General features: G+C 57.2%; 15 protein-coding genes, 2 tRNA genes and 1 riboswitch. Of the genes, 6 read left to right on the top strand and 11 right to left on the bottom strand.

Going from position 1 to position 23,106, the window contains the following annotated elements; translation table 11 throughout:
* Positions 1-2 precede the first annotated feature (2 nt).
* The 6 genes from MLD04_RS09790 to MLD04_RS09815 all read right to left on the bottom strand — a co-directional run bounded on the left by MLD04_RS09790 (position 3) and on the right by MLD04_RS09815 (position 5,542).
* Positions 3-1,166 (bottom strand): MlaE family ABC transporter permease, encoded by a 1,164-nt coding sequence (locus MLD04_RS09790; protein ID WP_248157588.1) that lies wholly within the window; start codon positions 1,164-1,166, stop codon positions 3-5.
* A 51-nt stretch (positions 1,167-1,217) separates the two neighbouring features.
* Positions 1,218-1,832, bottom strand: coding sequence for an ATP-binding cassette domain-containing protein (locus tag MLD04_RS09795; protein ID WP_248157589.1), 615 nt, complete (start codon positions 1,830-1,832; stop codon positions 1,218-1,220).
* A complete protein-coding gene (gene thiP, locus MLD04_RS09800) occupies positions 1,825-3,507 on the bottom strand; it encodes a thiamine/thiamine pyrophosphate ABC transporter permease (protein WP_248157590.1) in 1,683 nt (560 codons plus the stop codon). The genes MLD04_RS09795 and thiP overlap by 8 nt, the downstream gene beginning before the upstream one ends.
* The gene (thiB, locus tag MLD04_RS09805) at positions 3,507-4,511 is read right to left on the bottom strand and encodes a thiamine ABC transporter substrate binding subunit (RefSeq protein WP_248157591.1); all 1,005 of its coding nucleotides are present in this window, start codon (positions 4,509-4,511) and stop codon (positions 3,507-3,509) included. Before thiB ends, thiP begins: the two co-directional genes overlap by 1 nt.
* A 47-nt stretch (positions 4,512-4,558) precedes the next feature.
* A riboswitch (TPP riboswitch) is annotated at positions 4,559-4,657 on the bottom strand.
* A gap of 41 nt (positions 4,658-4,698) precedes the next feature.
* Positions 4,699-5,097, bottom strand: a complete 399-nt coding sequence (locus tag MLD04_RS09810) for a DUF1330 domain-containing protein (protein ID WP_248157592.1) — start codon at positions 5,095-5,097, stop codon at positions 4,699-4,701.
* Between the two features lie 238 nt (positions 5,098-5,335).
* The gene (locus MLD04_RS09815; RefSeq protein WP_011784828.1) at positions 5,336-5,542 is read right to left on the bottom strand and encodes a cold-shock protein; all 207 of its coding nucleotides are present in this window, start codon (positions 5,540-5,542) and stop codon (positions 5,336-5,338) included.
* Positions 5,543-5,921: 379 nt separating this feature from the next.
* Here MLD04_RS09815 and MLD04_RS09820 point away from each other — a divergent pair.
* From MLD04_RS09820 to MLD04_RS09840, 5 genes are all read left to right on the top strand, one after another.
* Positions 5,922-5,997: transfer RNA gene (locus MLD04_RS09820), tRNA-Gly, on the top strand.
* Positions 5,998-6,055: 58 nt separating this feature from the next.
* Positions 6,056-6,129, top strand: a tRNA-Cys gene (locus MLD04_RS09825).
* A gap of 95 nt (positions 6,130-6,224) precedes the next feature.
* The gene (locus MLD04_RS09830; protein ID WP_248157593.1) at positions 6,225-7,346 is read left to right on the top strand and encodes a metallophosphoesterase family protein; all 1,122 of its coding nucleotides are present in this window, start codon (positions 6,225-6,227) and stop codon (positions 7,344-7,346) included.
* Positions 7,343-9,991, top strand: a complete 2,649-nt coding sequence (locus MLD04_RS09835; RefSeq protein WP_248157594.1) for an AAA family ATPase — start codon at positions 7,343-7,345, stop codon at positions 9,989-9,991. The genes MLD04_RS09830 and MLD04_RS09835 overlap by 4 nt, the downstream gene beginning before the upstream one ends.
* 106 nt (positions 9,992-10,097) lie before the next feature.
* Positions 10,098-13,946, top strand: coding sequence for a DUF3427 domain-containing protein (locus MLD04_RS09840; protein WP_248157595.1), 3,849 nt, complete (start codon positions 10,098-10,100; stop codon positions 13,944-13,946).
* A gap of 53 nt (positions 13,947-13,999) precedes the next feature.
* Here the strand turns inward: MLD04_RS09840 and MLD04_RS09845 are convergent, their stop codons facing one another.
* The gene (locus tag MLD04_RS09845) at positions 14,000-14,818 is read right to left on the bottom strand and encodes an SDR family NAD(P)-dependent oxidoreductase (protein ID WP_248157596.1); all 819 of its coding nucleotides are present in this window, start codon (positions 14,816-14,818) and stop codon (positions 14,000-14,002) included.
* A gap of 273 nt (positions 14,819-15,091) precedes the next feature.
* Between MLD04_RS09845 and MLD04_RS09850 the strand changes: the two genes are divergently transcribed.
* Positions 15,092-17,446: a sensor domain-containing phosphodiesterase gene (locus tag MLD04_RS09850; protein WP_248157603.1), complete on the top strand. Its 2,355-nt coding sequence runs from the start codon at positions 15,092-15,094 to the stop codon at positions 17,444-17,446.
* A 64-nt stretch (positions 17,447-17,510) separates the two neighbouring features.
* Here MLD04_RS09850 and MLD04_RS09855 read toward each other — a convergent pair whose 3' ends face one another.
* The 4 genes from MLD04_RS09855 to MLD04_RS09870 all read right to left on the bottom strand — a co-directional run bounded on the left by MLD04_RS09855 (position 17,511) and on the right by MLD04_RS09870 (position 23,104).
* The gene (locus MLD04_RS09855) at positions 17,511-18,776 is read right to left on the bottom strand and encodes a hypothetical protein (RefSeq protein WP_248157605.1); all 1,266 of its coding nucleotides are present in this window, start codon (positions 18,774-18,776) and stop codon (positions 17,511-17,513) included.
* A 171-nt stretch (positions 18,777-18,947) separates the two neighbouring features.
* The gene (locus MLD04_RS09860) at positions 18,948-19,670 is read right to left on the bottom strand and encodes a hypothetical protein (protein WP_248157612.1); all 723 of its coding nucleotides are present in this window, start codon (positions 19,668-19,670) and stop codon (positions 18,948-18,950) included.
* Positions 19,671-19,962: 292 nt separating this feature from the next.
* Positions 19,963-21,522, bottom strand: a complete 1,560-nt coding sequence (locus MLD04_RS09865; RefSeq protein WP_248157614.1) for an FGGY-family carbohydrate kinase — start codon at positions 21,520-21,522, stop codon at positions 19,963-19,965.
* Positions 21,512-23,104, bottom strand: coding sequence for a glycerol-3-phosphate dehydrogenase/oxidase (locus tag MLD04_RS09870; protein ID WP_248157616.1), 1,593 nt, complete (start codon positions 23,102-23,104; stop codon positions 21,512-21,514). The genes MLD04_RS09865 and MLD04_RS09870 overlap by 11 nt, the downstream gene beginning before the upstream one ends.
* Positions 23,105-23,106 lie beyond the last annotated feature (2 nt).

Consider the following 23,106-nt stretch of genomic DNA (forward strand, 5'->3'; position numbering starts at 1 on the left):
GATTACCACCCCATTTCCATGAAAAACAGGGCGGCGATGGCATCGAGCAGAATTACCGTGAAGATCGATTGCACAACGCTGGAGGTGGTGTGTTCGCCCACGGATTGGGCACTTCCGCCCACCTTGAATCCCTCCAGGCAACCAATAACGGCAATCAGGAAGGCGAACACCGGCGCTTTGCACAGACCCACGAGGAAATGCCGGAGTGCAATGTCCCGCTCCACAATGGCCAAAAACTGGTTCAGGCTGATATCCAGGGACAGCACACACACCAGTGCGCCACCCACCATGCCCGCAATCATGCCAACAAACGTCAGTATGGGCAGGCTGACCATCATGGCCAGCACCCGCGGCAGGACCAGAAGCTCCACGGGGTTTAGACCCAGGGTCCGGATGGCGTCCAGCTCTTCATTTACTTTCATGGCTCCAATGTGGGCCGTGAACGAACTGGCTGTGCGCCCGGCCAGCAGTATGGCCGCAAGCAGCACGCCGAATTCGCGAAGGAAGGAAAAAGCGACCAGGTTGACGGTGTAGATCGTGGCACCAAAATCCTGAAGTACCGTGGCCCCCAGGAAGGCAACAACCGCGCCCACCAGAAACGTCAGCAACGCGACAATCGGCAGGGCATTCAGGCCGGTATCCTGAACCGCCGCCACGAAAGGGGTCACTCGCCAGCGTCCCGGGTGGGGGAGCACCCTGAAAAGGGTTGCCAGGGTCTGTCCCATGAACCCGAGCAATTGCCATAGAAGCAGTCCCAGGGATTGGACGCGTTCGCCGATCTGGGATAGCCACCGGGTCAGGGCGGGAATCTCGGCAATATCCTGCTCTTTCCACTGGCCCAGTGAGCGGGCAACAATCTGCAGCAAGGCTGCGGTATCCCGATGCAGGACAGGATCGCTTTCCACGAAGTCCTCAAGGAGGTCGGGGCCCAGGAAGTCTGCCAGCAGAGAGGCGCCGGCTGTGTCGATTTGGCCAAGGTTGGTCAGGTCCAGGGTACCAGGCTTGCGGGCGTCAGGGGGCAAGCGGGAAAGCTGCTGCCCGATGGCCTGATAGCCAGACAGGGTCCAGTCGCCAGTGATGGCCAGGGCGCCATGGTTGAATGAGACACTGCCCGGCGTGGTGTTTGGCAGTACTGACGTATCCTGTCGGGCGGCGCCGTGTTGCATTATCAGACCCGGTGTCGAAGAAAAAAACCTGAATATCAAGCTTATAACAGCTTAGAGATTCAATTGACTGTCCGCCAGTACCTCGCGATCTTCAGAATCGTGACTCGCCAGCACAATGGCGGATCCCGACGCTTTTTGTGCCAGCAGAAGCTGATGCAGTCCTTTTCGGGCCTGTTCGTCGAGGCCGGTGAGCGGCTCATCAAGCAGCAGTACTGGCTGGGATCGCAACAGGGTGCGTACCAGGGCCACCCGTTGCCGTTGGCCACCAGACAGGTCACCGGGGAGGCGCCGCTCGTAGCCTGCGAGCCCCACCGAGGCGAGCGAGTCTGAGATCCGTGCCTTCTGATCCTTCGTCAGGCGGAGCCCCGGGTGCATGCCCAGCCCGATATTGGTCTGAACGTCCAGATGTTCAAACAGGTTGTGTTCCTGGAAAACACTGGTGAAGGGTCGGTGCCAGGGTGGCAGTGAATCGATTCGTTGGCCGTCCCAGCTAATGGTACCGGCATCCGCTGACAGAAAGCCCCCGAGGAGGTTGAGCAACGTGGACTTTCCGGAACCGCTGGGGCCGTTAATGGCGATACAGGCTCCCCGCGCCAGAGTGAAATCGAATCGCCATCCCGGCTGGTCGCCGGTATAGCGGAATTCGAGCTGTCGGACTTCAAGCATGGCGCATCTCCGCAAGGCGTTCCAGGGAAAGCTGTTTCGTACCGGATGGTGCTCCCGATCGGCCCAATGCATTGAACCCTATGAACACAAGAAACAGGCTGGCGACCAGCCAGAGGGCCGTCGCAGCCGCCAGCTCCACTCGATAGCTCCCCATCTGCTGGTATAGCAGTACCGGCAGGGTCGGTTGTGCCGGGGAGCCAAACAGGGCGATGACGCCAAAATCCCCCAGGGAAAGGCCGGTTCCGTAGGCCATTGCCAGAGACAGAGGCGCTCGCATCCTTGGCCAGTGCAGCCACCGCCACCGATACCAGCCAAGTATTCCGAGTTGGTCTGCGAGATTCAGGGAAGCGCGATCAAGGCCTCGGAAAGGTTCTTTGAGCAGCTGAAGGGTAAAGGGCAGGGCCATCAGGCCGTTTATGAGAGCGACCAGCGCCAGCCCCTGAGAGGCGTCGCCCAGGCCTGGACGCAACAACAGGAAAAGCCCGGTCCCGAGTACAATCGGAGGCACCATCAGTGGAATCGCCGGTGTCAGGTTAGACAGCCTTTTCAGAGCCGGAATACGGATCGTGCCGAGGCCAAGAATGGCCAAGGCCGTCGCGACAGAGAACGCGCCAGCGGGCAGGGCGATGCTGAAGCTCCTCAGAGAGGCCGCAATCAGCTGTTGCAGGGCTTTGCCGTCGCCGAAGACCACCTCGGCCAGTGACGGAAGCCCGCGGGCCAGGATGGCGATCAGTGGCAGCAACAGGAACAGGCTGAAGGCCAGCAGCAATAGTCGGTCTGTTACTCGATGAGCCGTTCCGCAGTTGGGTCTCGGGATGGCACCCGAGAACGAGCGTTGGGGCGAGAGATTGGCCGAGAAGTCACCGCGTACCATGAACACCCAGAGTAGGCCGCAGATGATCAGCTGAACGACCGCCAGCATGGCCGCCTGTCCGAAATCGAATTCGAATCGCAGGGCCTGATAGATAGCTACCTCGAGGGTGGTGGCGCCAGGTCCGCCACCCAGCGTCATGATAATGGCAAAACTGGTGAAGCAGAGCGTGAACACCAATGCACCAACGCCCGGCAAGACCGGCCGAATGGCTGGCCAGTCGACGGCACGCCAATGCCACCAGCCCCTGAGGCCAAGCTGGCTGGCAACCCGGCGCCGGGGCGCGGGGACCGACTCCAGGCTCTGTAACAGGATGCGGCCGGCCAGCGGAGCGTTGAAGAAGACATGGGCAAGCACAATGCCATTGATGCCATACAGGTTCCACTCATAGGACAGCCAGTGCCCGAGCCACTGGGTTACCGTCGCTTCGCGGCCATAGCAGGCGACAAGTCCTGACACGGCCACAATGGTGGGCAGTACCAGACTCAGTTCCATGATTCTCAACAATGCCTTGCGGCCAGGGAAGGCGCTCTGGCGCAACAGTGCCAGCGCCACCAGAAGGCCCAGGGCAAGGCTGATTGCCGTTGAAATCACCGCTTGCCGGAGCGTAAAGGCAATGACATTGCGAAGGTACGGACTGTTCCACAACTCTGAGATATCCGGCTGGCGGGCCTGCCAGATAAGCGCGCCAAGGCCTGCGAGCGTCAGGGCGATCAGCCCCCCAGATACGAGCAGTCCGGGGAACGTGTGCCAGAACGGCCGGCTCAGGGGCGCGGTGCTGGTGGTGGACGGGAATGCCGCCATTACTGGATCATGGCGTTGAGCCATTGGTTCAGCCAGGCTTTCCGCTGTTGGGCAACGACCGCCGGATCAATATACAGGGTTTTACCGGGTTCAATCAGCCTGTCGAAAACGGCCGGCAAGTCATCGCCAAGGTCGATCGCCGGATACATCACGTTTTTCAGGGGAATGTGCTGTTGGAATCCGGGCGTCAGAATGAACTTCAGAAAATCCCTCGCGAGATCCTTATGCCGGGATGTTTTCACGAGCGCGGCCACCTCGACCTGCAGATAGTGACCTTCATCGAAACGCGCTGCCTGGTAGCGGTCGGTCTTGTCCACCGCCATGTGATAGGCCGGGGACGTGGAGTAGGAGAGAATCATCGGCGCTTCCCCGTTCATGAACAGTGAGAAGTAACCGTCGCTCCAGCTCTTTGTGGTGGCCAGAATCTTGTGGCTCAGCTTCTGCCACTTTTCGCCAGCCTTGTCCCCGTATACAGCCCGCATCCAGAGCAGCAGGCCCAGCCCCGGGGTGCTGGTACGCGGGTCCTCGATGATGATCTTCAGATCATCGGGGGCATTGATGAGGGCCTCGAGGCTGGTGGGAGGGTTGGGCAGCTTCTGGGTGTCGTAAACGAACGCGAAGTAACCGTAGTCGTAGGGCACGAACATGGAATCTGTCCAGTCTATTGGCAGATCCAGGTTGTCCAGACTGATGTCATGGGGGGCGAGCAGGCCGGTCTGGCGGGCCGTTTCCATGGTGCCGGTGTCCAGCCCGAGCACGACATCCGCGTTGGTGGATGCGCCCTCAAGACGAAGCCGCTGCAGAATATCTCCACCACTTTCAAGCGCGACATAGCGAAGCGTACAGTCGCACTTCTTCTCGAAAGCCTGTTTGATCGCCGGGCCAGGGCCCCATTCGGCCGCGAAAGAGGGTTGGGTGTATACCGTCAGGGTGGTCTGGTTATCGGCGAAAGCCAAAGCTGACGAGGCCAGGCCCGCCAATAGCAGAACGCTGCGAAACAGCATGGTTGAAATCCTCTGGATCGTGAGGGGGCCACGCTGCGGTTTCGGGCTGATGGCAAACGCTCAATCCCTTCGCCGGTATGAGCCGGATCAGGTTCGGCGGGTATGGTCTCAGCCCCGATTCCGCGTGGGCACCCCGTTGAGTTAGGGGGAGTATATCATTGATCAGAGGATTCACGTTGTCAGGAGACTAGCCTTCGACCATTGGCACCAGGCGAGAGTCGTCGACGGCTGCAGTACGGTGGTGAACGATTGCCTGGTACTCGTCACTCTCTACCATCGCGAAGAACGCCTCGATGGAAGGGTACCGGACCAGCAACACATGATCCCAGTGTTCGGTTTCCGGGCCAATCAGGGTCGCGGTCGGGGCGCCGGCCCAGACCAGCTCGCCACCAGCGGATTTGACGCATTTGATGGCCCCTTTACTGTATTCCGCATAGGCCTGTTGCCCGGTTCGACCAGAACTGCTGTCACCGTAATCCGCCTGCTGGCGAAATTTCAGCAGATTCAGCATCACGATGGGAGTGCTTTTTGGGGTGTTCTCGAGAACGGTCTTGATGCTGTCTGAGGTTGGATTCACGCTTTTCATGGTTGTACCTGTTGTTTTTGGTGTTGGTTGCACTGTGTGCAGTTTTCACTTTTTCTTTAATTTCATGCACGTGAGACAAAATATCGGGTGCAGGAAATAATGCAACCATGAGGCAGTTCAGGGGTATTCGGGCCTGGACGAGTGACGTGACGAGAGACTGGCGAAGGGACGGCGAACTTTTCTTTCAGGCACAAAAAAAGGCAGCAAACGCTGCCTTTTTCAGTAGCTTGGCTGTTATTTACAGGCCAACTACGTTTTCCGCCTGGGGACCTTTCTGGCCCTGGGTAACGGTGAACTCGACCTGCTGGCCTTCAGCCAGAGTCTTGAAACCGCCGCCCTGAATAGCGCTGTAATGAACGAATACGTCGGGGCCGCCTTCACGAGTGATAAAGCCGAAGCCTTTGGATTCGTTGAAGAACTTGACGGTGCCGGTAACAGTAGACATAGATAATAATCCTGAATTCAATCTTAAATGTGCCGTCGGGATCGTTGTGATCGCTGATCGGCGGTATGCGGGAAATAAAAAACGGACGGTATCAAAAACAGGACGTACTACGTGTTACAGCACTGATGCGTCTTATTGATGAACTGCTTTGCTAATCTTTCCAACGAGGCCCACCTTAACCTGATAACGCGCAAAACCCTAGCGTTTTCTTATAGGCATTTACACCTGCCTTCCGATTATCGCCCCGAACGATGTCTGTGCTGGCCAAAAAATGTCCACAAAGCCTGAAAAAACAGGCGGTTGTTAAAAAAGTGTTGACGCCCGAATCGGAATCCGTAGAATACGCTCCCGTTGACGAGGCAACGCCTCTGAACGAAGAGCGGGAATAGCTCAGTTGGTAGAGCACAACCTTGCCAAGGTTGGGGTCGCGAGTTCGAATCTCGTTTCCCGCTCCATTTCCAAGTCTCTCAATGCCTCCTGAGAGCAAAAGGCCGATTTTTAAAAGGCTTTTCCGGCGCGGTGGCAGAGTGGTTATGCAGCGGACTGCAACTCCGTGTACGCCGGTTCGATTCCGACCCGCGCCTCCATTATTTCCCCAGTCGTTACTCCACCTGGCATCTGTAAAGTTTTCGCGGGTAGTCTAGAATAACGCGAAAATTCCCAGATCTCTCAGGTACATAAAATGCCAAAGTTTTTGCATACGGCAGACTGGCAGATGGGCCGGGCGTTTACCCGTTTTGAAACCGAAGACGGTGCCGCGCTGGTCGAAGCCCGGTTCGAGGCCATTGAAAAACTTGCCCAACTAGCCAACGAACACCAGTGCGATGCGGTATTGGTGGCGGGTGATGTCTTCGACGCACAAACCGTGTCCGATCGCACCATCCGGCGGGTCTTCAACGCCACGAAAGGGTTTGTCGGCCCCTGGGTCATGCTGCCTGGCAACCACGATGCCGCCCTGGCGGAGAGCGTATGGACACGGGCCAAACGCCTGGGTGCGGTGCCCGAGAACGTACACCTTGCGCTTCAGCCTGGCGTCATCGATCTGGATTCCCAGCGCCTGAGCATACTCTGCGCGCCCCTGACCCAGCGCCATACCTATGGAGATCTGACAGAGCCTTTCAGTGGTTACGAGTCGCCGGAAGGCTTCACCAGGGTCGGCCTGGCCCACGGCAGTGTCCAGGGCCTGTTGCCGGACGACATTGACTCTACCAACCCTATAGCGCCAGACCGTGCCGAGGCGAGCAGGCTTGATTACCTGGCGCTGGGTGACTGGCACGGCACCAAACAGATCAATGAACGCACCTGGTACAGCGGAACTCCCGAGCCAGAACGGTTTCGAAACAACGAAGCAGGCAATGCCCTGATCGTCGAGGTTACTGGACCGGGCGCAACGCCAAACGTAACCCAATTGCCGACAGGGCGTTATCAATGGCACCAGTGGCGGCAAACGCTCGCGGTCCAGTCCGATCTTGAGCAGCTGCTGGAGCGCCTGGATGCCTTGCCTGAATCCGCCGTGGTTGAACTGCGCCTTGAAGGTTCCGTAACCCTGGCGGGCGAGGAAACCCTGTTGAAGGCTCTGTCGGTCTCGGAAGCCAGATTCCGCAGCCTCCGCTGCGAGCGTAGTGGCTTGCAGCTTGCCCCCACCGATGACGACATTGCCGCCCTGAAAGCCGATGGTTACGTAGGCGAGGTGATTGAGAGCCTGCGCCAACGGCAGGAAGCTGCACAGGATGACGCCGCCCGGGATGCGCTGGCGGTTCTGGCTGGACTGCTCAGAGAGCGGGAACAGGAGGCCAGCCAATGAAACTGCAGCGAATGCGGATCGAGCAGCTACGCCAGTTCCGTAAGCCCTTTGTTCTGGACAACCTGCAATCCGGCCTGAACCTGATTCACGGTCCCAATGAATCGGGCAAGAGTACCCTGGTGCGCGCAATCCGGGCGGCGTTTTTTGAGCGCTATCGTTCCACGGCCGTTGACGACCTGCGTCCCTGGGGTGACTCCGCAGCGGCGCCCACCATTGAGCTGGATTTCGAGCACGACAACCGGAACTGGCATCTCACCAAGAGCTTCCTGCAGCGCAAACGCTGCGACCTGACCGTCGGCACCGAAACCTACAGCGAAGACGACGCCGAAGAAAAACTAGCCGCATTGCTGGGCTACCAGTACCCGAAACGCGGCGCCAGCAAAGCCGAACACTGGGGCATACCGGGACTGCTGTGGGTCGAGCAGGGCACAGGGCAGGACATCGAACAGGCCATTGAGCATGCTGGCGATCACCTGAAGTCCGCGCTGAATTCTATGGTGGGAGAGGTGGCCAGCTCCGGGGGGGATGACCTGATCGAGACGGTTCGCAGCCAGCGGGACACCCTGCTGACCGGGACCGGCAAGCCCCGGGGAGATTATCTGCAACTGGAAAAGGACCGTGTCCTTTATCAGCGCGAAATCGAAGAGCTGAAGGAACGGGTGCATAAATACCAGGAACAGGTCGACCGGCTTGGCAAACTCACCCAGGACTACGATCAGGCCGAGGCCGAGCGCCCATGGGAAGAGGCACAGCGGCAGCTGGAAGACGCCCGGACGCGTTATCAGCAGGTGGAGCGCCTGGAGCAACAGCAACACCAGGAAAAAGCGACGCTCGCCCAGTTGCAGCAAAACCACCGCTTGTTGCAGCAGAACAAAGAACACCTGGAAGGCCTGAGTCGCCAGCTTGAGAGCCGAAAAGCCGAACTGGACCGTGCCGAGAGAGATCTGTCCACCGCACAAGCCCAAACGCCGATGATTGCAGGCCGTTTGCAAGAAGCCAGAACCGGCTACGAAAAAGCCGAACAGCGACGGAAACTGGCGGTGTTGCTCCAGACCCGCGAAAGGCTGGAGCAGGATGTCCGGCGACTAGAGCAACAGCAGCAGATACTGACCCAGAACCTCGCCAAAGCGAAGGACTACCACCAGCAACTGGAGCAGGCCAGACAGCAGGCCAGAGACAATCGGATTGATTCCGCCGCGGTCAAAAAGCTCAAAGCGACCGCGAACCAGCTGAACGAGGAAACCATCCGTTCACGGACCATCGCCACCCGCTTGAGCTGGGAGCTGGACGCCAACGCATCGTTGACACTGAACAACGAGCCGCTGACCGGGCAAGGCGAGCAACAGCTTCTGGAAGAATCCACACTGGTCATCCCGGGGGTGGGTACCCTGGGCATAACCCCTGGCGGTGAAGAACTGGCCAGTACCCGCAGGAAGCTCAAAACCCTGGAGGACAGCTTTGCAGAACAGCTGAATACCCTTGGCGTCGAATCCGTGGAGCAGGCGGAAGACCGGCTTTCAGTGTTTGAAAGCGCCGGAAGAACCCTGAAGCACGCGGAGGACTTATTGAAATCCGTCGCACCCTCTGGCATTGAGCAACTTGTCACGGAACAGAGCGAGGCAGAACGCGAGCTGGAGAAGGCCAGAAGCCAATTGAAGGCCACGCCGGAACCCGATTCGAAAGCGCAGGTAGCTGCCCTTGAAGAGGCGGAGGCGGCTTTCGTTCAGGCGGGCACCGAGCTGGACAAGGCTGAATCCGACGAGCGTGGACACCAGGCAAAGCTGTCGGCACTGCAACAGACCCGGGACAATGCGAAAACGGAATGGCAGCGGCTGGCGGAAGAAGAAAAGAGCCCCGAGCGCCAGCAGCAGCTTCGCCAGATCACCACCGACCTGGCGAACATTGAAAAACAACAGACCGAACTGCAAGCCAGCCTCGAACGCCGCGAACGGGAAATCCGCGAGGCCCGCCCCGACTTTCTAAAGCAGGACATCGAACGCTACCAGAACGCAGCCAATCATCTGCGCCAGACCCAGGAAAACCGGGGGCGCGAACTGCGCGATATCAAGGTCAGGCTGGAGGCCTGGGGTGCGGAAGGGCTGGAAGAACAGCTCAACGAGAAAGAGGCGGAACTCGACCAGTGCAATCGTCACTACGAGGAACTGCATCGCCGTGCCCAGGCCCTGGATCTGCTGCTGACCCTGCTCACTGAAAAGCGCCAGGCCCTCACACGGCGCCTGCAGGCACCGCTGCAAAAGCACCTCAACCATTACCTGTCGGTGCTGTTCCCGGAAGCTTCCCTGGAAGTCGACGAACAGCTCCGGCCCGGCACCTTCAGCCGGGGCAGTGAACTGGGGCAGATTACCGAACTGAGTTTTGGTGCCAGGGAACAGATGGGACTGATCAGCCGCCTGGCCTATGCCGATCTGTTGCGGGAAGCTGGAAGGCCGACCCTGATAATTCTGGACGACACGCTCGTACACAGTGACAGCGATCGCCTCGAAGATATGAAGCGCATTCTGTTCGATGCGGCCAGTCGGCATCAGATTCTTCTGTTCACTTGCCATCCGGAAAAGTGGCAGGACCTGGGAGTGCCGCCTTTGGATATTCAGGCATCGAAGGAGCAGGCGGCTCAGTCCTTGTAGCCGGCTCTGTGTAGATAGCACCCAAAAGTCTGTTGGCCGGGTCTTGTTCGCCTGGTAGCCTGGACTAAATAGAATTCAGGCTAATTAGTCGCAAGAGAATCATTGAATGAAGGATACGCTGGCCTATTACAACAACAATGCCGATGCGTTTGTGGAATCGACGTTCCAAGTCAGTATGGACGAGCTTTACCAGGAGTTCCTGCCGCACGTTCCCAAAGGTGGACACATTCTGGATGCGGGCTGTGGTTCGGGCCGGGATGCATTGTTTTTCAAGCAGAAGGGGTACCGTGTTTCTGCGTTCGATGGTTCAGACGCGATAGCCTCTCTTGCCTGCGAAAAGACCGGCATATCGGTTCAGCACCGCTATTTCTCGGATATCCACGAATCCTGCACTTACGATGGTATATGGGCCTGTGCAAGCCTCCTGCACTTGCCCTTTGCCGAGGTACCCGAAGCTATTGGTCGGCTGTGGAATGCTCTCAAACCGGATGGCGTTCTCTACATGAGTTTTAAGATTGGGAACGGGGAGCGCCAACACAATGGCCGGCACTTTACTGATGCTGATGAGTCGATTGCCGAACATTGGATCCAGGACCTGTCAGGATCTGAATCCTGTCGGATGTGGCGCACTGATGATCAACGTCCCGAACGGCATGAGCAGTGGTTGAACATTCTTGTGAACAAGGCACCGGCTTCACCGGATAAGTTAACGACCGGCGGGAAAGAACATCATTTTCTGCCGAAACTGTGCCAGGCAATTAAAGCCGCTGATCGAATAGATATGGCCGTAGCGTTTGTGAAAACTACTGGCTTGAATCTATTGTTCCCGGATTTGGTGGGCGCGCTGCAGCGAGAATCTGATCCGGCCCGTATTCGCATTCTCACAAGCGATTATCTGGATATCACCGATTCTGAGGCGCTAAGAAAGCTTGTCCTGTTGCATGACCATGGAGCTCAGGTGCGTGTTTACCAGAGCCAGGGGAGTAGTTTTCATTTGAAAGCTTACCTCTTCGCTGGCCATGTCGAGAATCAGCAAATGTGGGGCAGGGCCTTTATCGGCTCCAGCAATATCAGCCGACAAGCGCTTCAGGACGGGTTGGAATGGAATTATCAGGTGGATTTCCCGCCCGACTCTGGATACCTCGAGGCTGCCAGCAGGTTCGATGAACTGTTTCAGAACCCAAATGTTGTGCCGCTCACTGACAACTGGATCGATGAGTACGAGAAACGGAGGAAGCCGCCACAACAGTCACTGGAACCGGGCAGTGATGAGGAGCAGGAAGTTCCAACACCTAATGAAGTGCAACAGGAAGCGCTAAAGGCGCTGGATCTGGCCCGCTCAGAAGGCTACCGAAGGGGCTTGGTCGTGTTAGCAACGGGCTTGGGTAAAACCTGGCTATCTGCCTTTGATGCCGTTCAAATGGGCGCACGTCGGATTCTTTTTGTCGCCCACCGCGAAGAAATTCTTTATCAAGCGGCCGAGACGTACCTGCGAATCAAGCCGAATAGTCGCGTCGGTTTTTACATGGGTAAGCAGCGCGATCGAACCGTGGACATCTTATGTGCTTCGGTACAAACGCTTGGTAAAGAAACGCATCTGGATCGCTTTGACCCGCGACACTTTGACTATATCGTGGTCGATGAATTCCACCATGCCGCAGCACCCATCTACCATCGGCTTTTGAGTTACTTTGCGCCGCAATTTCTCCTGGGATTAACGGCAACCCCAGACCGGACCGACCGCTCGGATATCTTATCGTTGTGTGACGACAACTTGGTTTTCGAATATCCGTTGTTTGAGGGTGTTAAGGGCGAATTTCTGGTGCCTTTTCACTACTACGGCATCTACGACGAGACGGTCGATTATACCGAGATCCCCTGGCGCAACGGGAAGTTCGAGCCCAATCTGCTTGCCAATAAGCTGGCGACCCATGGACGCGCCAAACACGTCTTCAAAGTATGGAAGGAACAAAAGCAAAGCCGGACATTGGCTTTTTGCGTTTCGCGGGTCCATGCCGATTTTATGGCCAACCAGTTTGTAAAAAGAGGAATCAGGGCGGCAGCCGTTCACGGTGAATCTGAGATGTCTCGTGGCGAAGCCCTGGAGAATTTGGAATCCGGTCAGCTTGAGGTGATTTTCTCTGTCGATCTGTTCAACGAGGGTGTCGATCTGCCCGCCATTGATACGGTGCTGTTATTGCGTCCGACGGAGTCCAAGATCCTGTTTCTTCAGCAAATTGGTCGGGGCCTGCGGAAAAGCGTGGCTACTGGGAAAGACAAGCTTGTGATTCTGGACTTCGTGGGTAACCACCAGAGCTTTCTGCATAAGCCTCAGGCGCTCATCGGGCAGGCGATGAATCACCGACAGCTAGCAGAATTTGCCAGGAAAGCTGAGAAGAATCAGTTGGACCTGCCAGACGGATGCTTTATCAATTACGACCTGCAGGTAATCGAGTTCCTGAAAGCCCTTGATCAACAGGGCGCTGAAAAAGACTATCAGGTCCTGAAAGATACGTTGGGTCGTCGTCCAACACTTACCGAGTACTACCATTTTGGCGCCAGTGTCACTAAAACCCGCAAGGTGCACGGAAGCTGGTTTGGATTGGTTCGGGACATGGACGATCTCGCCGAAATAGAGACAGAGCTTTTGTCCCGCTACGAAACGTTTTTGCTGGAAGTTGAAACGACGGCCATGAGCAAATCCTTCAAGATGATATTGCTAGAGGCGTTCCAGCAACTACGCGGTTGGCGTAGCCCTCCAAAGCTCTCGATACTGGCCCAAGCATCTTGGGAGATCCTGAAACGCCGCCCAAGGCTATATCAAGAAATTGCAGACTCAGTGAAGGAGGTTGATGGTTCCTCGGCGCAATGGCAGCAATACTGGAAAAAGAACCCTGTCGATCATTGGACCAATAAGTCTCCAGCTGTTTTTGAAATTGAGAACGATGAATTCAAGCCAGTTATTGAGCTGGAAGTTGATCAGATACCGCCTTTCGAGGAGATGGTTCAGGAGCTAATTGATTATCGCCTGGCCTCCTATGAAGCGAGACAGTCTGCCAAGGAGGAGTATTCGCCGACTGAAAATGTAGTCCCGCATACTCCTTCTGGAACGGAGTTGCCCTACTTTCCTTCCTTGAAGATCGCTTGTGGCCACTTTAGAAGCAGTAACGCTGAAGAGCCGGAGTACAGACCCATTGGATCGGGACACGGGCGAATAGAGCCAAATCGTCATTTCATTGCCAGAGCCTCGGGAAACTCCATGAATGGAGGAAAGCAGCCGATTCAAGACGGTGATTATCTGTTGCTCGAACAGATCAACCCTAACCAAGCTGGATCTATCACTGGGAAAACGCTCGCAATTGAACGGATGGATGAGGCAGGGGACACACAATATCTTCTTCGGACGGTTCGTAAATCTCCTGTAGGTGAATATCGGCTCGAAGCTGCTAATCCAGAGTATGAAGACATTATTGTTACTCCAGAGCTTCAGGAACAGTTTCGAACCTTCGCACGTTTTTGCGAGATTATAGATCCATTGGAAATGGCTGTCGGACAGGAAATCCCAAGAGAGGAAATCCCGGAGTTATTCGGAGCGACTTTTAATCCTGGCAACTGGCAAAGTGGTCACGTCTTTCTGAAGGATGCCAACGCCCATATTTTGTTGGTGACGTTGAACAAGCAGGGCAAAGGCGCCCAGCATCGATATGTCGATCATTGGATTGATGAACAAACGTTTCATTGGCAGAGCCAGAACTCAACAACGCCTCAAAGCAAGCGCGGTCGGGAGCTGATCGAGCACAAAAAGCTTGGACTCTCAGTACACCTATTTGTCCGTGAGAATAAGCTACGTAATGGCAAAGCAGCCCCCTTCACCTATTTTGGTCCAGTTGAGTATCAGGGCCATGAGGGCAGCGGACCAATGAGCGTGACATTCAGGCTCAGTTCCGCGGATTGAGCCAAACTGGCTCGGAGTTCATTCATTATGCCGGCCGTCAACAAAATGAAGCGCTAACTGAATATTCTCCGCTGGGTCGAATAGGGCAAAACCCGGGTAATAAAGGCGGCCATATAGGTTTGTGGTGTAACTAGATATCGCGGCTTGGGACGTTCTGCTTCTGCAGCTCTGTATATCGTTTCGGCCACCTCAGACGCACTGGCGGTAAACGGCTTGATCCTGGCGCCAGGCGCGAGCGCAGCTTCCATGGCTTCGTACTTTTCCCGATGCACTGCGCTGGTTTGCCCAAGCACAGGCTGTAACGCGGCCAGGGCATGTTCTCTGAACCGGGTCTTCACGGGTCCCGGAAGCACCAGCGAGACGCTTTCCAGGCTTTTGCTGTCCTGTTCATCAAACCAGAAGCTCTCGTGAGCCGCGTTCATCGCGGACTTGGCGGCACAGTAGGCGCCTTTCATTCGCTGGGGCACGATGGAGAGGACGGAGCTCACTGCGATGACCCGCAATGGTATCCGGTGGTGTTCGCAGAGTCTGAGGCACAGGGCGGCCAGCTTGATGGGTCCGAATACGTGGGTGCTGAACTGCTTTTGCCACATGGATTCGGACAGGTCGCGAAGCGCGCCGAATTGGCCATACCCCGAATTGTTGACCAGAATAACCCGATCAGCTGCCGCAATTTCCGTTTCCAGCGTGCCGGCAAGGCTTTCGATCTGGTCAAAGGATTCAAGATCCAGCGCCAGCTCAACAGATGCGAACTCCACGCCGGATGGCTGCCGGGACAGGGCGATCACCCTATAGCCTTTCCGGGAAAAGAGGGCGCAGGCTTCAAGGCCAATGCCGCTGCTGGCGCCAGTTATCAGGGCAATTTTGATCACTAAGTCAATCTCCAATCCTGCATTCTTAGCCGAAATTCAACAACCTGGCGCCGGAAGCTGAAAAGGCTGACATCGCTATCCAGAGGCCTAGGCTATCATTGTTGATGCAAACGTCCTCGATACAATAGGCCTCTGACAGCGTTACATTAAGATAACGATTCTCCTTTACGTTTTCCGGAAATCACGCGTATAACCGTACATACGCTAATAATCCGTAAAGCCAATTCCACCCTTTGGTGACCGCGGGGTGTCTCGGAGAGAGTGCTTTCCACCATGGTACAAGGCCATATCGAAAAACGTCGGCTGGCAGCATTGAAGCGGCTGGGTATTCTGGATACGCCGCCAGAGGAGCGTTTTGATCGTTTGACTCGAATTGCTCGGGCGCATTATGGGGTAAAGACGGCCTTGTTTACGGTTGTCGACCAGGACCGCCAATGGTTCAAGGCCCGTGAGGGCATTGATCTGCAGGAAACACCGAGGTCAGTCGCCTTTTGTGATTTTGCGATTCGGCAAGACCGTGCCCTGATCGTGGAAGATGCAACCCTCGATCCACGGTTCATGAATAACCCACTGGTCACGGGGTCACCGCATATCCGTTTCTACGCGGGGATTCCCATCAGGGAACCCAGCGGCTTCAAAATCGGCAGCTTATGCATCATTGATGACCATCCTCGCACACTCCGCGAGGTGGATCTGGATGTCCTCAGGAGCCTGGCCAGTATCATCGAAGACGAACTCGAACGTTCCTTCCTGTCGGCGGAGTCCCGGTTTGTTGAAGTGTCCCACCTGAACCGCGCGATTCAGCGGGCTCAGAACGTCTTCCTGACCAACGAGAATGAGCGCGCTGCCTTTGAGCTGATGCTCAATGATCTTTTAACCATTACCGGGAGCCAGTTCGGGTTCATTGGCGAAGTGCACCAGCGTTCCGACGATACCCCGTATCTGAAGATCCGGGCGATTACCAACATTGCTTGGAATCCCGAGACTCAGGCCTTGTATCAACAGGTCGAGCGGCGGGGCATGGTATTTGAGAGAGTCGATAACCTTCTTGGAGCGCCCATGATGTCCGGGGAGGTTGTGGTCTCCAATAATCTGACGGAAGACCCCCGTCGTGGTGGTTTGCCGGCAGGGCATCCCCCGATTACGGCCTATATCGGTATACCGGTCTATTCCGGTGGAGAAATGATCGGCCTGGTCGGACTGGCAAATCGGACTGACGGCTACCAACCGGAGTTGGCAGAAGAGCTTGCGCCGTTTTTACAAACGGTAGGTACGCTGATTGAGCAGAAGCGGCTCTATCGGGAAAAACTGGAACACCAGAAAGATCTCGAGCAGGCCGCTAACTACGATCCTCTCACCGGCTTGCCGAATCGGCGCCGCCTTACCGAACTTTTTGAGGAAGAGCTCGTGGAGGCGCGGCAGCGTGAAGGCACGGTCTCGGTCTGCTTTATCGATCTGGATGGGTTCAAGGAGGTGAACGACAGCCACGGCCACGCGGTCGGAGACGCCGTGCTCAAATCGGTTGCCGATCGACTGACCTCGACGATTCGAGCTCACGATGTGGTCGGACGCCTCGGCGGAGACGAATTTGTGGCCGTTCTTCGGGATGTCGCCGATGAGCGGGTTTATGCCAGGCTTCTTGAGGTACTGCGACAGCCGATCAGCTATCGACACTTTGTCTTGCAGCTCTCGGGAAGCATGGGTGTGACGATCTATCCCCAGGATGACGCGGGATCGGATCTACTCATCCGGCATGCAGACCAGGCCATGTATGCGGCCAAGGAGGCGGGCAAGAACAGCTACAAGCTCTTCGACCTCAACTCGCATCAGGAACGGAAGGAGCGGGTGCGTGTACTGGAGCAGATCGGGCAGGCGCTCAGCGGACATCAGCTGGAGCTGTTCTACCAGCCGAAAATGGATCTTGAGAGGGATCAGGTCAAAGGCTTCGAAGCGCTGCTTCGCTGGAATCACCCTGATGAGGGGCTGATCGGCCCCGGCCATTTTCTGGGGCATATTGAATATACCGAATACGCCCGTCAGGTTGGGCTGTTCGTGATTTCCGAGGCTGTTAAGCGATTACTGGAGTTTGAATCGAAGGGGTTGGACTACCATCTGAGTATCAACCTGAGCCCCTCACATTTCCTCGGTCCGTCGTTTGCCTCGGATCTGGAAGCGTCGTTGGCACCGCTTCCTGTCGAGCTGCGCGACAAATTGATCCTTGAGGTTCTCGAAACCACCGCCCTGGACGACACCGAAAGGGCGATTGCAACCGTGCAAGCCTGCCAGGCCCTTGGCGTTCAGGTCGCGCTGGATGACTTTGGAACAGGCTATTCGTCTCTGGATTATTTCCGTCGAATTCCCGTGGATGAAATCAAGATCGACCGGTCCTTTGTAACGGACATGCTGGAAGATCCTGACGGCGAAAGTGTGGTGAATGCCGTCATTGGTTTGTGTCGTAGCTTTGGGCGGCGGGTTATCGCGGAGGGTATTGAAGACCTGCCCACCGTCCACCGACTCGTGGCCATGGGGTGTTCCGCAGGGCAGGGCTTTTATTATTCGAAGCCTGTTCCTTATGATCAGGCATTGACCTGGGCGACGTCCTACAACGGTCAAACCACAGGTTCGTAATGGGAGATTCAGGGCGGCGCGTGGTTATCGCTCGCCCTGAATCAGACTCCCTATTAGCGAATCATCAGGGAAGTGGATCCTGAATCACGGTATGCGTGAACTGGATGACGTTTCGGGTGTCCTCTGCCTGTTTTACAAAGGCCTCGATGTTGCTGCCAGTTTCTCCCTTAGTGCTGTCAGGATAAGGATCACTACCGAGCACCCGAACCCATATGTCGGCGGTCTGATCAGCGTAGCCGCAAGCGGAGCCGGGCGGCTGGCGTTCCACGAAGTCCACGTTAACGCCGCCATAGATATCCTGAGTGGTGTGGGTAAAACTACTGTAGTCAACAAAAAGCTGAGACCCATTGGGGCCCTTGGGTAATTTCCCAACACCGCAATTGGTTCCGCCGTTGCCCTGGCAGGTGGACGTGCCTTTTTTCAGGAACAACAGGCCCTCTGCATCGAGAACAGCATCATCCAGAGTGATCGCCAGGTGTTGAGTGACCCAGCTGCCATCCTGCATGATTTCCACATCGCCTTCGAGTTTGCCCCACTTCATGAGAGCCCAGTACATGGCCAGGCCTGCCAGTGGTGAATCGACGGTCTGGTAATAGCTGGCGTTACCAGTGCCGTCATCCACGCCATAGGCCAGGCGGCCGGAGAGGTCGAGTTTCAGGCCAACTGACGCGTTGATGGAATTGATAACGTCATACAGGGTCCGGTCCAGCACCCGGGGGTTGGTCAGAGCGACACGCACGACATTCAGACGGCCGAGTTCCACTTCGATGACGTCATCTTCATTTCCGGGAACGATGATGCATTCTCCGGTCTCATCGACTTCCATCGGAACCACACCGCCCGGATTGGACGCAGAGAGGGGTTGGGGACAACCGTTACTGTCGAGAATGGGGGCACCGTCGGCGTCTCTCAGGAGTCGCCAGAGATCGCCGTACAGTTCGCCCTTGTTGTTGAAGGGCACGTTTTCGTTCAGTCCGAGCACGGTATTCAGGAACACCAGCCCGTCAATGGTCAGGGGAACGCTCTTGTTGGAGGCGCCGCCCAGGAAGGCCGCCGCTGCATGCATGAGGTCCATATTGTTCTGTACGACGGTAGCCGGCAGCGTCTGAAGCGGTGCGTCTGGCATGTCCTGGATAACGTCGTGGGTGAAGACAATCGTACGGCGGGTGTCGTCGGCATGAGTGGTAAAGCCGGCGATGTTCTCACCGTAATAATCTTCGAGATTGAACACTTTCAGCCAGGCGTTGTCGGTCCGGTCTTCATAGAAACAGCCAGAACCGTTATCCACATACTGAATGTAGGTAAGTGACCGGGGTAAGTAGTCCATCATCCGGTTGTGGCTGGCCTGGGAAAGGTCCGCGTAGCCATTGTGAAGGTCTACTCCGTGATCCCGTCCCGGAGTGCCGTCCCGCAGATAGGCGAGATCACCCAGTGGTACGTCGGGGCTGATTTCCAGCCATTGGGGCGGGGTGGTGGTACCGCCTTCCTTTTTCTCGGGGCCCTAGCCGGCAATCCGGCCTTCTTTCAGCAGCGCATTGTAAAGTGCAAGGTTTTCCCGTGGGGAATCGATGGTGCTCTCAACGACCTCGCCATTCACCGTATTGATCAGTACCAGACGGCCTGCCGGGTCGGTGGTCACGGCTTCCGCCGCGTTGATGTTCTTGATGGCCTCTTCCAGTGCCTGCGCGAACACCCTGGGATTCTGGACCGACGTCCTAATCATGTTCAGACGGCCGATTTCGAGCTCGACGGTGTACTGTTCGTAGCCCTCCACGACGCTGCATTCCAGGCCGAGATCCGGGTTATCAACGGTCTCCAGAATCATCGGAACTGTGTTGTGCGTCGAGCCATCCGGCCAGGTGATGGTTTCGGAGGCGATGGGCTGAATACATCCCTGGGCATCAAGCACCGGAACACCGTATTCATCCCGCTTGATCATCCAGAGATCGCCGAAAAGGTTCTGGGGATCCCGCGAGACATCGTTCAGGCCCAGCGCCGAATTCACGAAGACCACATTATCGATGGTTAACGGAATTTCTTTCCCGGTCGCTGCGCCAAGGAAGGAAGCCGCGCTGTCGAGCACTTTTGGATCAATGGCTGGCTGTTCCGACAACGAATCGGTCGAGCTGTCAGAACTGGACGACCCGTTCGAGCAACCGCCGAGTACCACAGCAGACATCATCACCGCAGTAAGCAATTCATTTTTTGTTCGCAGGTAACGCATAACCACACCCTCGTGCTTGTAATGTACGAAACTGTCTTTCGTAACGTTTATGCCTGCACAAGGCCTGGACCGTTGGAGCAACTGCCTGGTTTACTCAAATTGCCGTTCAACCTGCCTAGACGATTTTGGTCTGTGCTTAGATGAATATAGCGTGGACAAAAAACGACCAACCCGATTTAGGTCAAGAAATCTGAAATTTTTAGCCGGGAGAGGAAGTCGGTTTGAGAGATTTCATATAAATCCGCTCCTGATTTCAGCTCCGCCAAGATGCTGTAGTCACAAGGGTAGCCAGTTATTCGGGATAGCCAGTTATGTCCCGAATACTGCGGTACAGCGGGCGTAGGCGGTGATACATCTCCAGATACACCTCGGAATAGAGCCGGTCGTAGAGTGAGCGGGCGTCCGGATCAGGTTCGAAACGGTCTCCGACCCGCGTCATGGCTGAGATCGCGGTTTCGAAATCCGGGTGCAGGCCCAGTCCGACGGCGGCGTCAATCGCGGCGCCGAGCCCCGAGGTTTCATAGGTGTGCGGACGTTCCGCCGGTAACCCGAAAATATCCGCCGTCAGCTGCATGGCCGCATCGCTCTGGGAACCGCCGCCGGCGACTCTCAGGGTCGTGATGGGGACGCCACTGCGCTTTTCGATGCGTTCTTTGCCCTCTCGCAGGGAATAGGCGAGGCCCTCCAGCATGGCCCGGTAGATATGGGCCCGGGTGTGCACATCTCCAAACCCGATAATGGCCCCCTTGGCCTCCGGGCCCGGCTGGCGAACGCCCGGTGACCAGTAGGGCTGAAGCATCAGTCCCATGGAGCCCGGGGGAACCGACTGGACCAGTTCATCAAAAAGAACTTCAGGTTCGATGTTCCGTTGCGCGGCGATCTTGCGCTCTCGCAGACCGAATTCCCGCTTGAACCAGCTCACCATCCAGAAGCCGCGATAGATCATCACTTCCGTGGAATACCGGCCTGGCAGGGCGGAGGGATAGGGTGGCATCAGGCGAATGGGCTCGACGTAGCGCGCGCTCGTTGTGTTGATCGTGGCGGTCGTACCGTAGCTCATGCAGGCGATGTCCGGGCTCAGGCCTCCGGAGCCCAGGATTTCGCAGGCCTTGTCCGAGGCGGCGGCAATCACGGGCAGCGGCTTTACAAGCCCGAGGTGGCGGATGGCGTCGCTGGTCAATGTGCCGATTTCCTCGCCGGGTGGCACCAGTTCCGGGAGCATCTCTCGCTTGACCGGCATGGCCTGCCATTTGAAATCCCTCGGGCCCGCCCAGGCCTGTTTCTTGTAGTCGAAGGGCAGGTAGCCCACCTGGCTGGCCACAGAATCGCGAAACTGGCCGGTCAGGCGGTAGTTCAGGTAGCCGGAGAGCAACAGGAACCGATCCGTACGGGCCCAGAGATCCGGCTGGTGAGCAGCGATCCAGTTGGCCTGGGTCTTTTCCCGGAACCGTCGTATGGTGTCTTCAAGGCGCGTTACCTTGAACAACCATCCCCAGGGTCCGCGAAGCGGACCATCTACCGGTGCATGACGTTGATCGAGCCAGATGATGGCAGGGCGCAGCGGCTCACCGTGTTTGTCCAGGTTGATGACCGTGCCGCGCTGGGTGGTGACCGTAACACCGACAACCTGGTCAGGGGCGGCCTCGGTGGATTGCCAGAGGTTCTGGCAGGCCACGCCAAGGTTGTCCCAGAAGTATTCCGGATGCTGTTCCGCCCAACCGGGCTGCGCCGAAAAATAGGGTTCGATTTCCTGTTTGCCTTTACCTACCAGGTGGCCTTCAGCATCGAACAACAGAGCCCGCACACTCTGTGTGCCATTGTCGATCGCCAGGATCAGAGGCTTACCGGTCATGGTGTTCCTCCGGCCAGGGTGCTGCGCTGTAGGCTCTCTGGTACAGATGGCGGTAACGATTCACCTCATCCATCCATTGCTGATCGGTCCAGCCAAGAACAGACTGGCAATGCTCTCGCAGCTGCGGCAGGAGGCATTCGCCGCCATCGGGCAGGATCAGGCCGAGACGGGTGCGCCGGAGCAGGAGATCATCCAGGTGAACCACCTGTTCGGCTTTACAGGCGAAGGTCAGCTCTGCCCACAGAGCCTCGGCACCGGGCACCGGGGTCAGCTGGGGTTCGTCGAGCAGAGCAGGAAGATCGGGGCCGTAGGCTCCGCGCAGCCGCTGCCAGGCCAGATGGGACAGATTGGTCGGGCGCGGCACTTCGGGCACCGGGCGAAAGACCGCCGCGCTTTCCGACCGCAACGTCCGGCGATGGTCGGGACCGAGTCCCAGCGAGAGTGCCTCCCTCGCAATCTGGCGGAAGGTGGTCAGCTTACCCCCGGCTATGGTCACCAACCCCCGGTCGGCTTTGATGGTATGTTCACGGTTTTCCCGGCTCGGGGATTTGCCCGTGCCGTCGGTGACCACCGGGCGCACGCCGGACCAGGTCGACAGGATATCCTGTTGGCTGATGCCACGGGATGGAAATAGCTGAGCGGCAATCCGCAAAAGATAGTCCGCTTCCGACGCCGAGATGGCCGGCTCTCTGGCGAGGTTTTGGTCATGGTCGAGGTCGGTGGTTCCCAGAACTGTGGTTCCCTGCCAGGGAAAGGCGAAAACCGGTCGGCCATCCTCCGGATGGAGTACCGAGACCGCGCAGGTAACCGGCAATCGATGCCATGGCAGGACCAGGTGGCTGCCGCGTAACGGGCGGATTGTCAGGCCGCCAGAGCGCTCGCTGCTTGTTTCCGGGAGGCCGCCCCAGGCACCCGTGGCATTGATCACGAGACGGCTTTTTACATCGATGTGCTGATCGTCCAGCCCGTCTTGCAGGCTGACGCCCGTCACGTGGCCATCGCGCTGTAGGATGTTCACGGCTCGGGTGTAGTTCCGGCATACGGCACCGTCTGCCCGGGCCTCCGATAGAACCCGAAGTACCAGTCGCGCATCGTCGGTGACACCATCGGCAAATACGCTGGCGCCGAGGAGGCCGCGTGTGCTCAGGGCAGGTACCCAGTTCAGGCTGTCGGACGCTTGCAGGAAACGGCGGGTGCGGCGCTTGCCCAGGTAGTCGTACACCCGAAGCAAAAGCTGGAACAGCCTTGGCCCGGGGAATCGGCCCCGGTAATGGGGCATGATAAAGGGCATTGGATCAACCAGCCCGGGTGCTTCCTGAATCAATCGCTCTCGCTCCCTGAGCGCTTCACGGGCAAGTCCCGGTTGGCCGCTACCCAGGTATCGCAGGCCGCCGTGCACCATTTTCGACGATCGGCTGGAGGTGCCCCAGGCAAAGTCCTGTTGCTCCACTAACAGGCTCCGAAGCCCGCTACCGGCGGCTTCGCGAGCAATCCCGGCCCCGGTAATGCCGCCGCCAATAACGACGACGTCGAATTCGGAGTTGTTGGCCAGCAGCTGATTGAGAGGGGGGCGACGTGTCATGA

This window comes from Marinobacter koreensis (genome assembly GCF_023156285.1).
GTDB lineage: Bacteria > Pseudomonadota > Gammaproteobacteria > Pseudomonadales > Oleiphilaceae > Marinobacter > Marinobacter koreensis.